This is a genomic window from Flavobacterium sp. FlaQc-28, assembly GCF_044007415.1.
In the GTDB taxonomy this organism is placed as follows: domain Bacteria; phylum Bacteroidota; class Bacteroidia; order Flavobacteriales; family Flavobacteriaceae; genus Flavobacterium.
On sequence record NZ_JBIPCM010000003.1, the window covers coordinates 69185 to 84412 of the forward strand.

Below are 15228 nucleotides of genomic sequence, written 5' to 3' on the forward strand. Positions count from 1 at the left end.
AAGGGAACTCTTTTAGGGTTCCTTTTTTTTATTACTCATAACAATATTAAATATAAGAAAATTACTATATTTATTGTTTTGTACTATTCGCAAAACATAAATTATCTACCATATGACTTCAGAATTACTACACGCCAAATTAAAAGAGAATTTTGGTTTCGAAAAATTCAGACCTAACCAAGAAACGATTATTACAACGATACTTTCTGGTCAGGACACATTGGCAATTATGCCAACTGGCGGCGGGAAATCGATTTGTTTTCAATTACCGGCTTTAGTTTTGCCTGGAATTACAATAGTAATTTCACCATTGATTGCTTTAATGAAAGATCAAGTTGACAGTTTAAAAACCAACGGAATCTCAGCTTGCTATATTAACAGCAGTCAATCTAGTGAAGAACAGCAATTTTATATTGACAATCTAAGATCCAATACTTTTAAGCTGGTTTATATTGCTCCAGAAAGTTTATCTTACTTAGATTCGGTTTTCAATGAGTTGACAATTAGTTTGATAGCGATTGATGAAGCGCATTGTATTTCTTCTTGGGGTCATGATTTTCGTCCTGCATATACTAATTTGGGGTATTTAAAAAGCCGCTTCCCTTCTACTCCAGTTTTGGCATTAACGGCAACGGCCGATAAAGCAACGCGAACTGATATTACAAAACAGCTGAATCTTAAAAATCCAAAAACATTTGTAGCTTCTTTTGATAGGAAAAATTTAAGCTTAGAAGTGCGTCCGGCTTTAGATCGTGTAAAACAAATTATTGATTTTGTTGAAAGAAAACCAAATGAATCTGGAATAATTTATTGCTTAAGCCGAAAAACTACTGAAGAACTGGCAGAAAAACTTCAAAAAAATGGCATTACGGCAAAAGCGTATCATGCAGGTTTAGATAATAAGCTTCGTGCAAAAACACAAGATGAATTTATTAATGATGATTGTTCGGTGGTTTGTGCTACAATTGCCTTTGGAATGGGAATCGATAAATCGAATGTTCGCTGGGTAATTCATTATAATCTTCCAAAAAATATTGAAGGTTATTATCAGGAAATTGGTCGTGCCGGTCGTGATGGGCTTCCAGCCGAAACGGTTCTCTTTGAAAGTTATGCAGATGTAATACAACTTCAGAAATTTGCATCCGACGGATTAAACTCTGATGTGCAGCTCGCAAAATTAGAACGAATGAAACAATATGCAGATGCTGTAAGCTGCAGACGAAAAATTCTTCTTTCATATTTTGGAGAACTAGTAACTGAAAATTGCGGTAATTGTGATATATGCAAAAATCCTCCAACGTTTTTTGACGGAACTGTTTTAGCTCAAAAAGCATTGTCAGCTATTACTCGTTTGCAAGAATCAGAATCTTTGGCCGTAATTGTAGATTTTTTAAGAGGCTCGAGAAACGCGTATATCTACGAAAAAAATTATCAAACGCTAAAAACGTACGGAATTGGCGCTGACATTTCTTGGTACGATTGGAATCAATATTTAATTCAGTTAATAAATCTTGGCTATTGCGAAATTGCCTTTCATCAGCATAATAAGATTTTATTGACTCCTTTTGCAAAGAAAATTTTATTTGAAGGTGAAAAGGTAAAACTAACAACCGTTGTCAAAAAAGTAATCGATAAAAATGAAATTAAAGAAGCAAAAGCAAAACCAGTCAAAAATTCTCTTTTTGAAACACTTAGAAAATTGCGTTACGAAATTGCACAAGAAGAAGAAGTTCCTGCTTATGTCATTTTTAGTGATGCTGCTTTAAGACAAATGGAAATTTTAAGACCAATGACTGATGATGATTTTCTTGCAGTTGATGGTGTTGGAAAAGTTAAGCTTGAAAAATATGGTTCAGATTTTATAAATGCAATAATTGAGTTTCATAAAAATAAATCAGTAAAAAAAGAAAAAAAAGAAAGTACATACGCTAAAACTTTAGAACTTTTTTTAAGCGGACTTTCGGTTGAAGAAATTGCCGAACGAAGAAGTGTAAGTAAAACAACAATAGTTTCACATCTAGCAAAACTATATGTAGATGGTCAAGATTTCGATTTAAGCCAATTTGTTTCTGAAGACGAAATTGCAGCAATTGAAAAATCCCAAATCGAATTAGAAAAACCAAGTGCTTTAAAACCGTATTTTGATTATTTTGAAGAAAAAATTTCTTATGATAAAATTCGGTTTGGTTTGGCGTTTTTAGAAAGAAAACATAACAAGTCTATTTTGTGATCTTTCAGTCGAAATGACAAGATTGCGGTGAAATAAAAAAATCCTGTGAATTTCACAGGATTTTTAATTTATAAATTTTCTAACATTTACAAATATCTTTCTTCAAAAACTTTTTGATGATGTTTTTGATGTCCAATTATTACAAAACCCAAAGCGCGAACAGAAATTTGATTGTTCGAAGCTGTTCCAATATTTTTAAGCTGTTCTTCAGATAAGCTTTTGTAAAACAACAAAGTTGAATGTCTTAATGCAGATAATTCAGTCAATAAATCTTGAATACTTCGGTTGTTTGAATTTGCGTTATTGGCATAATCATTTTCTTCAAAACTAGACAAAGGTGTTTTGTCGTTTCTTGAAAACCTCAAAGCACGATAAGCAAAAACACGTTCAGAATCTATAATATGCTGAATGATGTCTTTAATTGTCCACTTACCTTCTGCATATCGGTAATCAAATTTATCGAGTGGAATATTTTGAACAAATCGGATAAATTCGTGTAATGAAATCTCTAATTCCTCTATTAATTTTCCGTCGCCAGCTTGTTTGATATAGGTACTGAAATGTCCTGAATATTCATTTTCTGCTAATTGATTGCTGTACATTTTTATAAAAATTAAAGGTCTAAATTTAATTTATGCTGAATTTCTGCTTGCATTTGTATTTCCGAAAAGTGATCTGGTTACGATTTTTTCGTAAACTTTAATCAACTCTTCATTCTTAACTGCATCTTTATTTAATTCATTAATTCTTAACAAAGCATATTGTTGTATTGTCAACAAAGGCAATACGATACGCTCTCTTATTTGAATTGATGCTATACCATCAGGATAATTTTCCATAAGGGTTTTATGACCAGCAATTTTCAATAGCATACGTTTTGTTTCTGAAAATTCGTCATAAATAATCTGCCAAAATTCACCAAATTCTGGATCATTTCTCATATAAGCGGTCAATGGTAAAAATGATTTTGCCAACGACATCATACTATTTTCCAACAGTGTTTTAAAGAATAGAGAATTATGATACAAATCGCTTACTTTATCCCATTGATTAGTGTCTTCAAAATGTTTTAAAGCAGTACCAACTCCAAAGAATCCAGGTACGTTTTGTTTTAACTGACTCCAAGAACCTACAAACGGAATTGCTCTAAGATCAGCAAAATCTAATGATTCTGATTTACTTCTTTTTGAAGGGCGGCTTCCAATATTTGTTTTAGAGTAATATTTCAAAGTACTCATCTTTTCTAAATATGGAATAAACTTTGGATGATTCTTAAAGTTTAAATATTTCTCATATCCTAAATCAGCCAATTGAGTTAAAATTTGAGTTTCTTCAGTAGTAAGTTCGTTCTTTTCTTTACTAAATACTTGATTTGTAACACCAGCACTTAATAAGTTTTCGATATTATAGCGACAAGAATCTAAAGTTCCAAAATTAGAACTAATCGTTTGACCTTGAACTGTAATTTGAATTTCGTTGTTTTCAATTTTTGGACCTAGAGAAGCATAAAATTTATGCGTTTTTCCACCACCACGAGCTGGAGGGCCGCCGCGTCCATCAAAGAAAATAGCTTTAATTCCGTATTTTCTAGAAATTTCAGTTAGCGAAATTTTGGCTTGATAAATACTCCAGTTTGCCATCAAGTATCCACCGTCTTTTGTTCCATCAGAGAAACCAAGCATTATAGTCTGCTTATTTCCTCTAGCTTGTAAATGCTTAGAGTATTCTGGATTAGTGTACAATTGCTCCATGATAGAATGTGCATTTTGTAAATCATCAACTGACTCAAAAAGCGGAATAATATCAACTGTTGGATCTTCCCAATCATTCAAACGAATCATTGCAAAAGTTTCCATTACATTTAATGCACTTTCATTGTTGCTGATAATATAACGATTGGCTCCTTCTTCTCCATTATTTTCTTGAATCGTTTTTATCGCCTGTACAGATTCTAAAGTAGATCTTGTAATTTCATTTTCGAAATCACTTGGATTTAAATCCCCTTTTACTTTAGATAAAATACTAATTTTTTCGTTTTCTGTTAATTCAAAATAATTTTTTGGAAATACATTTGAATTAGAGTTTAAGTAGAAATTGACAACATCTTTGAAAACGGCGTTGTGAATTTTACTGTTCTGACGAATGTCTAATGTCGCAAAATGGAATCCGAATAGATTGATTTTTACCAAAAGAGCTTCCAATTCATCTAGATATAATGATTGATGTTTCTCAATAATTATACTTCTAATTTTATTTAACTGGCTTAAAAGTTCATCTAAAGTAATGTAAATTTCACCTTTTGAATAAAAAACAGAACGATAAAGTTTATGTTCAAGTTCAGCTACTAAAGTATCTACTCCTGAGAAGGTTAACTTACGTTTAAGATTTCTCATTTCGACATAATAACACTTTAAAATAGAGGTACGCAAACGTTCTGCTACTTTAAGAGTGATTTCGGTAGTTACAAAAGGGTTTCCGTCTCTATCTCCGCCCGGCCAAAATCCTAATTTGATTAACTGATTTTGAATTGCATTTCCGTTAAGGATGTTTTTTTGAAGATAATGTACAATTTCTCCCGATGTAGCATAGAATACATTTTCAAGATACCAAATTAAACTTACGGCTTCGTCGTAAGGATTTGGTTTTTCGTTTTGAATAAAAGGAGTTTTACCAAGCTGCGCCAGTAACTGTTTTATCTGCAATAAGTCATTCTGACGAATAGCTTCGGTCAAATCGTTGATAATTCCTAGAACTGGTCCTGGGTAAAATTGAGTTGGATGCGCTGTTAAAACAGTTCTTACATTGAAATCTTCCAAAAACTGAATTAATTCGTCATCTTTCTCCTTAGCGTCTGATTTTTCTTTGATATCTCTCAAAGAACCTCTTCCTTCCATATTGTTTACTTCTGGAAAAGCGGCATCTTCGATTGCGTCAAACAATACAATTTGACGCTCTATATATTGAATAAATCGAAACATTAAGTCGATTTTTTCAGTCTCAGAAGCGTTGTTTAGAAATTTGTTTGAAAAGAAATCAAAAATTTCTTTTGGTGTTTCTTGTTTTTTAAAACCTGTTTCGCAAGTTTCTGTAAATAATGGCAGTAAAACGCCTGTATTATCTATAGAATCAAAAGGTAATGTTATAAAAACACTGTTGTAAATGTGATATTTAGAAAGAACATCTCGATTAAAACGTTCAATTTTTGGCAACGTGTACATAATTGTGTTGTAGTTGGTTGGTTAATTAGTCATAAAAAAACCCCAAGAATAAACTTGAGGTTATATTTTAAATATAGCATTCAAGAGGAATTCTTACATATTTTTGAAAATAGTATGCATCAAACGCTTCTTGTCGTTAATACTTTCTTCTAATGAAATCATTGTTTCAGTTCTGTAAACACCTTCAATGTCATCGATCATGAAAATAACTTCTTTTGCATGTTTTGTATCTTTTGCTCTAATTTTACAAAAGATATTAAATTTTCCTGTCGTTACAGATGCAACTGTTACGAACGGAATTTGGTTGATTCGCTCTAATACAAATTTAGTTTGAGATGTATTATTAAGAAATACCCCAACGTAAGCAATAAATGAATACCCTAATTTATCGTAATCTAAGGCTAATGAAGATCCCATGATTATTCCTGCATCCTCCATTTTTTTTACTCTAACATGTACTGTACCAGCAGATATCAATAATTTTTTTGCAATGTCAGTAAACGGAACTCTCGTATTGTCTATTAACATATCTAAAATCTGGTGATCTACTTCATCTAAACGAAATTTACTCATAATTCTTTAATTAATATTACTAATTGCTATTACAAAGTATAAAAATATATATAAAAAACAACAAATTCACATAAAAATTAACTTTTTATCAACCCGTTAACAAATTTAATATTTTTATTTAAATAAAAATCTGCTTTTTGATTCAATTTCGGAAAACCACTATAGTCATCAGAATAAACAGCACCATTTCCATCATATTCGTAATGTCCAAAATAATTTTCCAAATCGCCTGCTTCAACTATGTAGGCATTAAAATGAATCTTATTTTCAATCAATTCTTCTTTGTATTGTGCGACAAAATTCGTAATAATTTCGATACCATCATAATTTATTTTGATGTTTTTATACATAAAATCATAAAAAACAGGTTTATTTTGTGAAATATTCAAATAATCATTAATTCTATTGTAAACTAAATCGTTTTCGCTAAGCAGTTTAAAACTCTGAATAAGTGAGAAAAATATGAACTTTCTAGTGATTTCGCGCTCATAATCTCCCGCAAAATGTCCAGCCTCAAATAAAATAGTCGGCACTCCTAAAAACTGAAAAGTATCACCAATACAATTTATATTAAAAGAATCATCAAATCGGCCTATTTGACCTGGAATATATTTTTGTAATTCGTCATTGATACCAGCAATTAGATTGATTGCTTTTAATCTATTATCATTTATTTCGCGCTCTTCATTGTAAGAAGGTGCTAAAAAAGAAACAGTTGCAGGTTTTCCTGTATCTGCCACACCAAAGATAGTGCGCTGATCGTGCAGGTTAAAACAGTAATCCGGCTTGAAGCTTTCAAAAGCTTCTCTCAAAACGTTGCTTTCTGGCTGCGTTAGATTTTGTGAATCTCTATTTAGATCAATTTTATTGGCATTTTCACGTGTATAAAGACGTGCTCCATCTGGATTTAGAATTGGAATACTATAGAATGTAAAAGTATTAAGTAATTTCTCGGCAAACTCAGATTTGTTGTTTAGAACATTTATGAAATCAAAAAGTGCTTTGGTTGTTGTGCTTTCGTTACCATGCATTTGTGACCATAAGTAAATACGAGTTTTTCCTGTTCCTATTTCGTAACTATAAATAGGTTCTCCTAAAACAGATTTACCAATAATTTTAACCTGATCATTGGTGTTTAGTTTTTCTAAAAGCGGCTTGATATGATCTAATGTCAGGTAACGGCCTGAAATAGATTCTTCTTTATTTTGGATGAATAATTCTTCTAAATTCATTGTCTTTTGATTTGTTTACAAAAGTAAACATCTTTATTTTTACAATTGTAAACTCATAAAAACAAATAAAAGTTAGAATTGTAAACAGATTTTTCGAGGTTTAACTTTGTTTTAAAGCGGAATTATTGACTAAAAATTACAAAAGTTAATTATGTTAATAAATATATTTGTTTTCAATTAGTTATGAATATTTAATTAAAGTGTTAATTATAGTAATTTCTAAAGCATTCTAGGATTTACAGTTGTAATATTGCTAGATCAATGCAAATTAGTTACATTTGTAAACAAGTTAATTTTAAACTGTAATTTACAATGGTAAACATAGATGATTTTGTAAAACGACTGGAGAGTATACTGGATTATTATGGTTTAAATGCTTCTTCATTTGCAGATAAAATTGGTGTGCAGCGATCAAGTATGTCTCATCTTCTCTCTGGAAGAAACAAACCAAGTTTAGATTTTGTCATGAAAATTTTGGATGTTTTTCCTGATGTAGATTTATATTGGATTTTAAATGGAAAAGGAAATTTTCCTAAATCAGATGATGAAGAGGCAATTTCAAAAGTGGAGAATTTTGTAGAAAATAAAAATCTAAACTCCCCTGCTCCGTCGACTGAAAATTTTGCTGGTGAGAATTTATTTTCTCAAATTGAATATAAAGCAGAAAATCCTCAGACAAAAAAAATAGAGTTAAACAAAAACTCTAATTTAAATGTTGAGGAAGATGAAATAGAAAAAATAGTTTTTTTCTATAAAAATGGAACTTTTAAAGTGTACACACCTTAGTTTGAAATTTTCGCATATTTGAAAAATTTCAATTTTTTTTTTTGATTTAAGCGATTCTCACGCAATTAAAGAAATATCGAAAATTTAGATTTGAATTCCGTTTTCTGGAATTTTACCTAAAACACCTTTATAATGTTGTTTTAAAATTTCAAGATCTGCTTCATAATTTCCCGTTGGAAAAAAAGCTTTACCTAGATCAACTATTTTCTTTCCCCAATCAAAAGCGACTGGAACAATAGGAACATTTGCTTTGAGTGCAATATAATAAAAACCGCTTTTAATTTCGGTAACGCCTTTTCGGGTTCCTTCTGGAGCAACAGCCAAACGAAAGATTTCTTTACGGTCAAAAATAGCAGCAATAGAATCTACTTTGTTTAATCCTCCCGTGCGATCAATAGGTTCTCCGCCAACATTCTTAAAGTAATATCCAAAAGGGAATCTAAACAATTCCTTTTTTCCTACCCAATTCATTTGTAAACCAGAGATTCCTCGGGTAAAAAGGCCTATATAAAAATCATGATTACTAGTATGAGGCATAACCATCAATATACATTTTTTTACTTCAGCGTTCTTCAACCCTGTTATTTTCCAGCCCATTAGCTTGCAAAAGATAAAATTGTATAATTGTTTCTTCATTAAAATTTAATTTTTGCTACAAAATAAAAGATTTAAAATGGTATTTTTGAGTAAAACCATTATAAAATGATTCAAAAACTGTTCAGTTATCTTATACCTATAAATATATTCAAAAAAAAGTCAGCAAGAAGTAAAATAATTGAAGTTACTTGGACAAATGGAGAATTGGTAATCGATTCTGAAAATACAAATTATTCATATGGAAGCTTACAGCGAATATTAAGATATGGTCTTAGAAATATAGGATATGATAAGGTTTTAAAAATGGATCATATTCTGGTTCTTGGAGTGGCCGGCGGAAGCGTAATTAAAACTCTTGTTGATGAAATAGAATACAAAGGAAAAATTACTGGTGTCGAGATCGATTCAGACATGATTCAGATTGCTAATGAATATTTTAATCTCAATCAAATTAAGCAGCTTGAAATTGTAATAGATGATGCTTTTGAATTTGTTTTAAAAACAAAAGATAAATATGACTTGATTATAATCGATATTTTTGAGGATACTAATATGCCAAACTTTTTGTTTGAGAAGTTTTTCAGCGAAAGAGTCTGCTTTTTATTAAAAGATAAAGGCTTCATTTTGTTTAATACCATGATTCTTGATGAAGCACATAATGTTCGTAATAGAAAATACAAAACCGAAATAAACACTGAATCGTTTACGGTAAAAATGCTGCCTCGCATAGAAGTGCATAATGAAATAATAATAATTGAGAAATTGTCCTAAAATCGTATATACATGAAGTCCCTTATTTCTATTCTAAAAACCTTGCCGCCTGCTAAAGTAATTGATGATGTTATTGATTTTTCAAAATATCTTCTGCTTGATTTATCGTCAACAAATACCGAATTGGTTGAAAGTAAACCAGAAAGTGCAGCTGATTTTGAGCGTTTTATTACTGGTTATTTAAAAAGAAATAATGCCGAAGTGGCTTATGGCGGATATATTGAAGGACGTTCTTTATACAGACGAAGTTCTATTTTTAGAAATGATTCAATTCAAGAACGAAATATTCATATAGGACTGGATTTATGGACAAAAGAAGGCACTTCTGTTTTGGCGCCTCTTGATGGAAAAGTTCACAGTTTTAAAAACAATGTTGGTTTAGGCGATTATGGCCCGACTATTATTTTAGAGCACGAAATTGAAAATGAAATATTTTATACTTTATACGGACATTTATCGTTAGAAAGTATAGAAAACCTTACTGTTGGGGCGATTTTTACAAAAGGTGAACAAATTGCATCTTTAGGAAATGCATCTGTTAACGGAGATTATGCTCCTCATGTTCACTTTCAAATTATACGAAATTTGGGAGATTACTGGGGCGATTATCCGGGAGTATGCAATACAAATGATTTGAATTTTTATATTGAAAACTGCCCTGACCCTAACTTATTATTAAAAATTACTTAAATGATTATGAAGAAAGCAGGATTGATTATATGTTTGTTGTTATTAATTGGATGTAAAACGAAAACGATAAGTCGAGATACTGAAGATTTAAAGATAAAAAAAGTTCCAAGTGTCGAGATTAATTCACAGCAGCAACGAAAAGCTTATGAATTAGGCAAAAGAGTATTAGAAACTTGTAACACATCAAAATTCAAGCCTTTTAATGAAACCGAAGTAACACAGTCTGTGAGAGAAAACACAACTGAAGAACGATTGACTAAAACTTGTACAAGATTTAGACAATATTACGGGAGTTTTATTGATTTGAAATTAGATGGCGTTTATAAAACCAAGCAAGAAGTAATTTACCGTTATCATGCCTTGTATACTAAAAAGGTTGCCAACAAAGAACTTCGTGTATTTGTAAACAATGACAATTTAGTTTCAGCAATAAAATCAATGGATTGGGATGAGAAGTTTGACTCAAAATTAACCGAACAATAAAGTAAAATTATGAATTTAAAAATGCCCCTGTTTTTCTTACTGTTATTCTCAACTATTGTAAATGCTCAAGAAACTATGAGCATTAAAGGCGGAGCTCCTCTTTCTGCAACAAAAACGTATACATTTATCTGCGAGAAATATGCTTTTACAGGAGAAGCTGATGTTCAAATTGCGAAAACAGACAAAGGCGGCGTTTTAAAAATTACAATTTTGCCATCAAATGATAAAGCAAAAATTTCTGGCGGTTTATATGTTGATCTGGCAAATGCCGATGTTATCGCTTGCGTAGATAAAAATGTGAAAGAAACTGCAGACGGTAAAATATCTGCCTATTATTATTTTACTCCAGCCGAATTTGCAAAACTAAAGAAAAACGATATTTATGCTGTTCGGTTTATTATAACTGGCGGTTCTAATGCTTTTGGAAATGATAATGGATATTTTACAGCGCATAACAAAATGAACTATTTCTCAACGGCTTACGATAAGTCTAAGAAGAGTTACGATACAGCAAAAGAAATTAGTGTTTTATAAATATAAAATTTATTAGAATAAATCTTATATTTATAATCTAATTACAATTTAATATGACTCCTAACGAAGCAGTAATAACAAAGTTTTATACCGCATTTGCTAATTCAGATGCTCAAACAATGTCTGAATGCTATCATCCAAAAGTACATTTTATTGATCCTGCATTTGGTTTATTGAAAGATGAGCAGGTTTCTAAAATGTGGAAAATGCTGTTGCTTAAAAGCAGAGGAAACATTAAAATTGAATTCTCAGATGTAAAAGCGGATGATTTTTCGGGTTCTGCAAAATGGGTTGCAACCTACAACTTTAGCAAAACAAATCGTAAGGTAGTCAATAAAATTAGAGCTGAATTCGTATTTCAAGACGGCTTAATTATTAAACATATTGACGATTTTGATGTTTGGAAATGGTCACAACAAGCTTTTGGACTTACTGGTTATTTACTTGGATGGACTGGTTTTTTTCAGAAAAAAATTCAACAGCAAGCTTTGCTGTCACTTAATAAATTTGAGGAACCCAAATAATTTTCCTAACTTAATTTTTTCTTTTGTACCAAAACTAATGTAGTTCTCTGCATTTATACGCCTCTTGCAAAAGTCTAATACTTTGCCCTTCATTATTTTCTAAGTCAATTGTTTTCAATTCTATTAAAAATGAAAGAAATTATACACAAGAGATTAAATCAATTACAAGCTACGGCAATATGCGGAAACGATATAAGTTCTTCTTGCTTGTATGTATCAGCATTAACTATTTTATACGCAGGACAATACGGATGGATTTCATTGTTGATTGTAGCTGTAGTGTTGTTTTTATTTAGAAAAATTTACGGCGAAGTTGTTGGTGCAATTCCTTTAAATGGTGGTGCTTACAATGTATTATTAAATACATCTACTAAAAAACTCGCGTCACTGGCTGCAACGCTTACCGTTTTATCCTATATGGCAACCGCAGTAATTTCTGCTTCAGAAGGAATGCATTATTTGCACGGAATTTTTGAAGGAATCAATGTTACAATTGCTACCGTTGTCGTTTTAATTCTTTTTACTTTTCTGGCCATTTTAGGAATCGGAGAATCTGCTTTTGTGGCGGTGATTATATTCGTAATCCATTTAATCACTTTAAGTTTACTAGTTTTAGCATCGCTTTTATATATCGCCATGAACGGTTTAGATGTTTTTCATCTGAATTGGCAGGCTCCTATTGCTTTTGGAAATTTAAAAACGGCCCTTTTCTTAGGATTTTCAGCTGCAATGCTTGGAATTTCAGGATTTGAAAGTTCTGCTAATTTTGTTGAAGAGCAGGAAGCTGGAGTGTTTCCTAAAACACTCCGCAATATGTGGGCGATTGTCAGCTTTTTTAATCCCGTAATTGCAATTCTAATTATTGGAGTAATTCCGTTAGCGCAAGTTGGCGAAAACAAAGAGTCATTATTGGCTTTTTTAGGGCAAACAACCGGCGGTTCTTGGCTTGCATGGTTAATTTCTATTGATGCAGTTTTAGTGCTTTGTGGTGCTGTATTAACTTCATTTGTTGGTGTTTCTGGACTTTTAAACCGTATGACTTTAGATCGAATTCTGCCAAATTATTTTCTAAAACAAAATAGAAGAGGATCGCATTATCGTATCGCAATAAGTTTTTTAATTCTTTGCATATCTGTTCTTTTTGCTACAAACGGACATTTAGAATCTTTAGCGGGCGTTTATACATTTTCGTTTTTAGCGGTAATGGCATTGTTTGGAATAGGAAATCTGCTTCTTAAATTTAAACGCAGTAAACTTCCAAGACCTGTGCGGGCACGTGGTGTAGCCGTTGTAACTGCCATAACTTTTGTTATTATTGCATTTTTAGGCAATATGGAGTTAAATATCCACGCATTTTATACTTTTCTAAAATACATGGTTCCGTCATTATTATTTATCGGAATAATGCTGAATCGAGTTATACTTATTAAACTTTTGATCGAAGCTTTAGAATATTTTTATCAGCCATTACGAAAAATGGTGATTTTAAGTAATCGATATTTACAAAAAATGAGTGTTCAAATTAACTCTCAGGAGTTTGTATTTTTTACTAAGGGCGATGATATTGCGATTTTAAACAAAGTGTTGCAATATGTTCAAGGCAATGAAACTACCAAAAAACTAAAAATAGTTCATGTTAAAAGTGATTCTGTAAATAATGAAGCTCTAATAAAAGATCTTGAAGTTTTAGATCGAGCCTATGATGATATTGATATCGAATATCTTGAAATTCAAGGTGTTTTTGGTCCAGAAATTATAGATGAATTATCTCAAAAATGGAAAATTCCTAAGAATTTCATGTTTATTGGTTCACCTGGTAATAAATTCTCTTATAGAGTTTCTGATCTTGGCGGCGTCCGTTTGATTATGTAGTTCTGCAAACAGTAAACAAGAAACCCGATAGATTTTTAAAGTCTATCGGGTTTTTAATATCTAAAAGTTCTTCGTGTAAAATTTAACGAAGCCTGTAGTAAACTAATTCTTAAGATTTAAACCAACCTTCAACTAATTCATCTTCAAAAGAAGTTGCATTTTTGTGAACAAACTCATTTGTATCTTTATTGTAAGAATAGTCTAAAGCCCATTCTTTGTGGTTTTTAGCTAACTCTTTAATACTGTCGCAAACAAAAGCAATTTCTTCATCAGTTGTTGTTGGGTGAATAGACATTCTAATCCAACCCGGTTTTTTGATTAAATCTCCAATGGTAATTTCGTTAACCAGTTTATTTGAAGTTTCTTGATCAACATGCAGTAAAAAATGCCCGTAAGTTCCTGCACAGCTGCATCCTCCCCTAGTTTGAACTCCAAATCGGTCATTTAATATTTTTACACCTAAGTTAAAATGTAGGTTTTCAATAAAAAACGAAACAACCCCTAATCTATTTTTATGTTGTCCAGCTAGAATTTTAATATTATCAACTGGTTCTAATTGACTAAAAACATAATCAACAATTTCATGTTCGCGTTGTAAAATGTTTTCAATCCCCATTTCTTCCTTTAACTCAATTGCCAAAGCTGTTTTAATAACTTGAAGAAATCCTGGAGTTCCGCCATCTTCACGATCCTCGATATTATCAATATATTTATGCTCTCCCCAAGGATTTGTCCAGCTCACAGTTCCACCGCCTGGACAATCAGGAATCATATTGTTGTAAAGTTTTTTATTGAAAATAAGAACTCCAGAAGTACCAGGTCCGCCTAAAAATTTATGCGGAGAAAAGAAAATAGCATCTAAATAGGCTTCTTCATCTGCAGGATGCATATCAATTTCTACATAAGGCCCTGAACAGGCAAAATCAACAAAACAAACACCATTGTATTGATGCATTAATTTAGCAGCTTCATGAAAAGGTGTTTTTAATCCCGTAACATTCGAACACGAAGTAATTGATGCAATCTTTATTGTTCTGTCGCTGTATTTTTGTAATAACAGTTCTAATTGATCTAAGCTAAAAAGTCCTTTTTCGCAAGATGGAATAATTTCGACATCAGCAATAGTTTCTAACCAAGAAGTCTGATTAGAATGATGCTCCATATGCGAAATAAAAACAATAGGTTTTTTTTCTGCAGGAACTGTAGTAAAACTTTTTAGATTTTCAGGAATTTTCAAACCTAAAATACGCTGAAACTTATTAATAACACCAGTCATACCAGTTCCGTCTGTAATCAAAACATCATCGTTATTAGCGTTTGTATGACGTTTGATAATATGTCTTGCATGATGATATGCCTTAGTCATGGCAGTACCAGATACAGTGGTTTCAGTATGTGTATTGGCAACAAAAGGGCCAAATTGATTCAGAAGTTTCTCTTCAATTGGTCTGTAAAGCCTTCCGCTGGCAGTCCAATCTGTATAAACAATATTTTTTTTGCCAAAAGGTGACATAAATTCCTGATCTATGCCAACAATATGTTGTCTAAAGTCCTGAAAGTAGGTTTCTAGACTGATGGTATTATTTTTGGTATTCATTAGTGTGCCTGTGTTTGAATGCAAATATATTGTTTTTTTATAGAATTGAGAATTTATCAATTATAAACTTCAAACAGTGAGTAAACTTTTAATATCTTTAGTTAAAAAGCTATTTTTTAGA

At 31.5% G+C, this 15228-nt stretch carries 14 protein-coding genes; 8 read left to right on the plus strand and 6 right to left on the minus strand.

Translation table 11 applies throughout. The annotated features are described in order from the left end of the window. The first annotated feature begins 112 nt into the window (after positions 1-112). Entirely contained in the window at positions 113-2230 is a 2118-nt protein-coding gene (gene recQ / locus ACHRVL_RS09825; RefSeq protein WP_395412267.1) for a DNA helicase RecQ, read from the plus strand. Positions 2231-2316: 86 nt separating this feature from the next. Here the strand turns inward: recQ and ACHRVL_RS09830 are convergent, their stop codons facing one another. The 4 genes from ACHRVL_RS09830 to ACHRVL_RS09845 form a co-directional block, all read right to left on the minus strand. Beyond that, positions 2317-2832, minus strand: a complete 516-nt coding sequence (locus tag ACHRVL_RS09830) for a DinB family protein (RefSeq protein ID WP_395412269.1) — start codon at positions 2830-2832, stop codon at positions 2317-2319. 30 nt (positions 2833-2862) lie between these two features. Continuing rightward, the gene (locus tag ACHRVL_RS09835; RefSeq protein ID WP_395412271.1) at positions 2863-5448 is read right to left on the minus strand and encodes a phosphoenolpyruvate carboxylase; all 2586 of its coding nucleotides are present in this window, start codon (positions 5446-5448) and stop codon (positions 2863-2865) included. Positions 5449-5541: 93 nt separating this feature from the next. After that, positions 5542-6021, minus strand: a complete 480-nt coding sequence (locus ACHRVL_RS09840; protein ID WP_007805990.1) for an Lrp/AsnC family transcriptional regulator — start codon at positions 6019-6021, stop codon at positions 5542-5544. 77 nt (positions 6022-6098) lie between these two features. Next, positions 6099-7253: a M14 metallopeptidase family protein gene (locus ACHRVL_RS09845; RefSeq protein WP_395412273.1), complete on the minus strand. Its 1155-nt coding sequence runs from the start codon at positions 7251-7253 to the stop codon at positions 6099-6101. Between the two features lie 312 nt (positions 7254-7565). On the opposite strand from ACHRVL_RS09845, the gene ACHRVL_RS09850 reads away from it, so the two are divergent. Then, positions 7566-8039, plus strand: coding sequence for a helix-turn-helix domain-containing protein (locus ACHRVL_RS09850; protein WP_395412274.1), 474 nt, complete (start codon positions 7566-7568; stop codon positions 8037-8039). An 84-nt stretch (positions 8040-8123) separates the two neighbouring features. Here ACHRVL_RS09850 and ACHRVL_RS09855 read toward each other — a convergent pair whose 3' ends face one another. Beyond that, positions 8124-8675, minus strand: a complete 552-nt coding sequence (locus ACHRVL_RS09855; RefSeq protein ID WP_089055701.1) for a 1-acyl-sn-glycerol-3-phosphate acyltransferase — start codon at positions 8673-8675, stop codon at positions 8124-8126. Between the two features lie 66 nt (positions 8676-8741). On the opposite strand from ACHRVL_RS09855, the gene ACHRVL_RS09860 reads away from it, so the two are divergent. The 6 genes from ACHRVL_RS09860 to ACHRVL_RS09885 all read left to right on the plus strand — a co-directional run bounded on the left by ACHRVL_RS09860 (position 8742) and on the right by ACHRVL_RS09885 (position 13510). After that, complete coding sequence (locus ACHRVL_RS09860) at positions 8742-9407, plus strand: spermidine synthase (RefSeq protein WP_395412276.1); 666 nt, start codon at positions 8742-8744, stop codon at positions 9405-9407. A gap of 12 nt (positions 9408-9419) precedes the next feature. Beyond that, positions 9420-10097, plus strand: coding sequence for a peptidoglycan DD-metalloendopeptidase family protein (locus ACHRVL_RS09865; RefSeq protein ID WP_395412277.1), 678 nt, complete (start codon positions 9420-9422; stop codon positions 10095-10097). 6 nt (positions 10098-10103) lie between these two features. Continuing rightward, complete coding sequence (locus tag ACHRVL_RS09870) at positions 10104-10580, plus strand: hypothetical protein (protein WP_395413006.1); 477 nt, start codon at positions 10104-10106, stop codon at positions 10578-10580. Positions 10581-10601: 21 nt separating this feature from the next. Next, entirely contained in the window at positions 10602-11114 is a 513-nt protein-coding gene (locus tag ACHRVL_RS09875; RefSeq protein ID WP_395412279.1) for a hypothetical protein, read from the plus strand. Between the two features lie 53 nt (positions 11115-11167). Continuing rightward, positions 11168-11638, plus strand: coding sequence for a nuclear transport factor 2 family protein (locus ACHRVL_RS09880; protein ID WP_395412281.1), 471 nt, complete (start codon positions 11168-11170; stop codon positions 11636-11638). A gap of 129 nt (positions 11639-11767) precedes the next feature. Beyond that, positions 11768-13510: an APC family permease gene (locus ACHRVL_RS09885; RefSeq protein ID WP_395412283.1), complete on the plus strand. Its 1743-nt coding sequence runs from the start codon at positions 11768-11770 to the stop codon at positions 13508-13510. Between the two features lie 109 nt (positions 13511-13619). On the opposite strand, the gene ACHRVL_RS09890 is transcribed toward ACHRVL_RS09885, so the two are convergent. Beyond that, positions 13620-15107, minus strand: coding sequence for an aminotransferase class V-fold PLP-dependent enzyme (locus ACHRVL_RS09890; protein ID WP_395412285.1), 1488 nt, complete (start codon positions 15105-15107; stop codon positions 13620-13622). Positions 15108-15228: the final 121 nt, after the last annotated feature.

Coding starts and splice junctions, on each gene's coding strand:
- recQ (WP_395412267.1), top strand. CDS start 113: ATGACTTCAGAATTACTACACGCCAAATTAAAAGAGAATTTTGGTTTC.
- ACHRVL_RS09830 (WP_395412269.1), bottom strand. CDS start 2,832: ATGTACAGCAATCAATTAGCAGAAAATGAATATTCAGGACATTTCAGT.
- ACHRVL_RS09835 (WP_395412271.1), bottom strand. CDS start 5,448: ATGTACACGTTGCCAAAAATTGAACGTTTTAATCGAGATGTTCTTTCT.
- ACHRVL_RS09840 (WP_007805990.1), bottom strand. CDS start 6,021: ATGAGTAAATTTCGTTTAGATGAAGTAGATCACCAGATTTTAGATATG.
- ACHRVL_RS09845 (WP_395412273.1), bottom strand. CDS start 7,253: ATGAATTTAGAAGAATTATTCATCCAAAATAAAGAAGAATCTATTTCA.
- ACHRVL_RS09850 (WP_395412274.1), top strand. CDS start 7,566: ATGGTAAACATAGATGATTTTGTAAAACGACTGGAGAGTATACTGGAT.
- ACHRVL_RS09855 (WP_089055701.1), bottom strand. CDS start 8,675: ATGAAGAAACAATTATACAATTTTATCTTTTGCAAGCTAATGGGCTGG.
- ACHRVL_RS09860 (WP_395412276.1), top strand. CDS start 8,742: ATGATTCAAAAACTGTTCAGTTATCTTATACCTATAAATATATTCAAA.
- ACHRVL_RS09865 (WP_395412277.1), top strand. CDS start 9,420: ATGAAGTCCCTTATTTCTATTCTAAAAACCTTGCCGCCTGCTAAAGTA.
- ACHRVL_RS09870 (WP_395413006.1), top strand. CDS start 10,104: ATGAAGAAAGCAGGATTGATTATATGTTTGTTGTTATTAATTGGATGT.
- ACHRVL_RS09875 (WP_395412279.1), top strand. CDS start 10,602: ATGCCCCTGTTTTTCTTACTGTTATTCTCAACTATTGTAAATGCTCAA.
- ACHRVL_RS09880 (WP_395412281.1), top strand. CDS start 11,168: ATGACTCCTAACGAAGCAGTAATAACAAAGTTTTATACCGCATTTGCT.
- ACHRVL_RS09885 (WP_395412283.1), top strand. CDS start 11,768: ATGAAAGAAATTATACACAAGAGATTAAATCAATTACAAGCTACGGCA.
- ACHRVL_RS09890 (WP_395412285.1), bottom strand. CDS start 15,107: ATGAATACCAAAAATAATACCATCAGTCTAGAAACCTACTTTCAGGAC.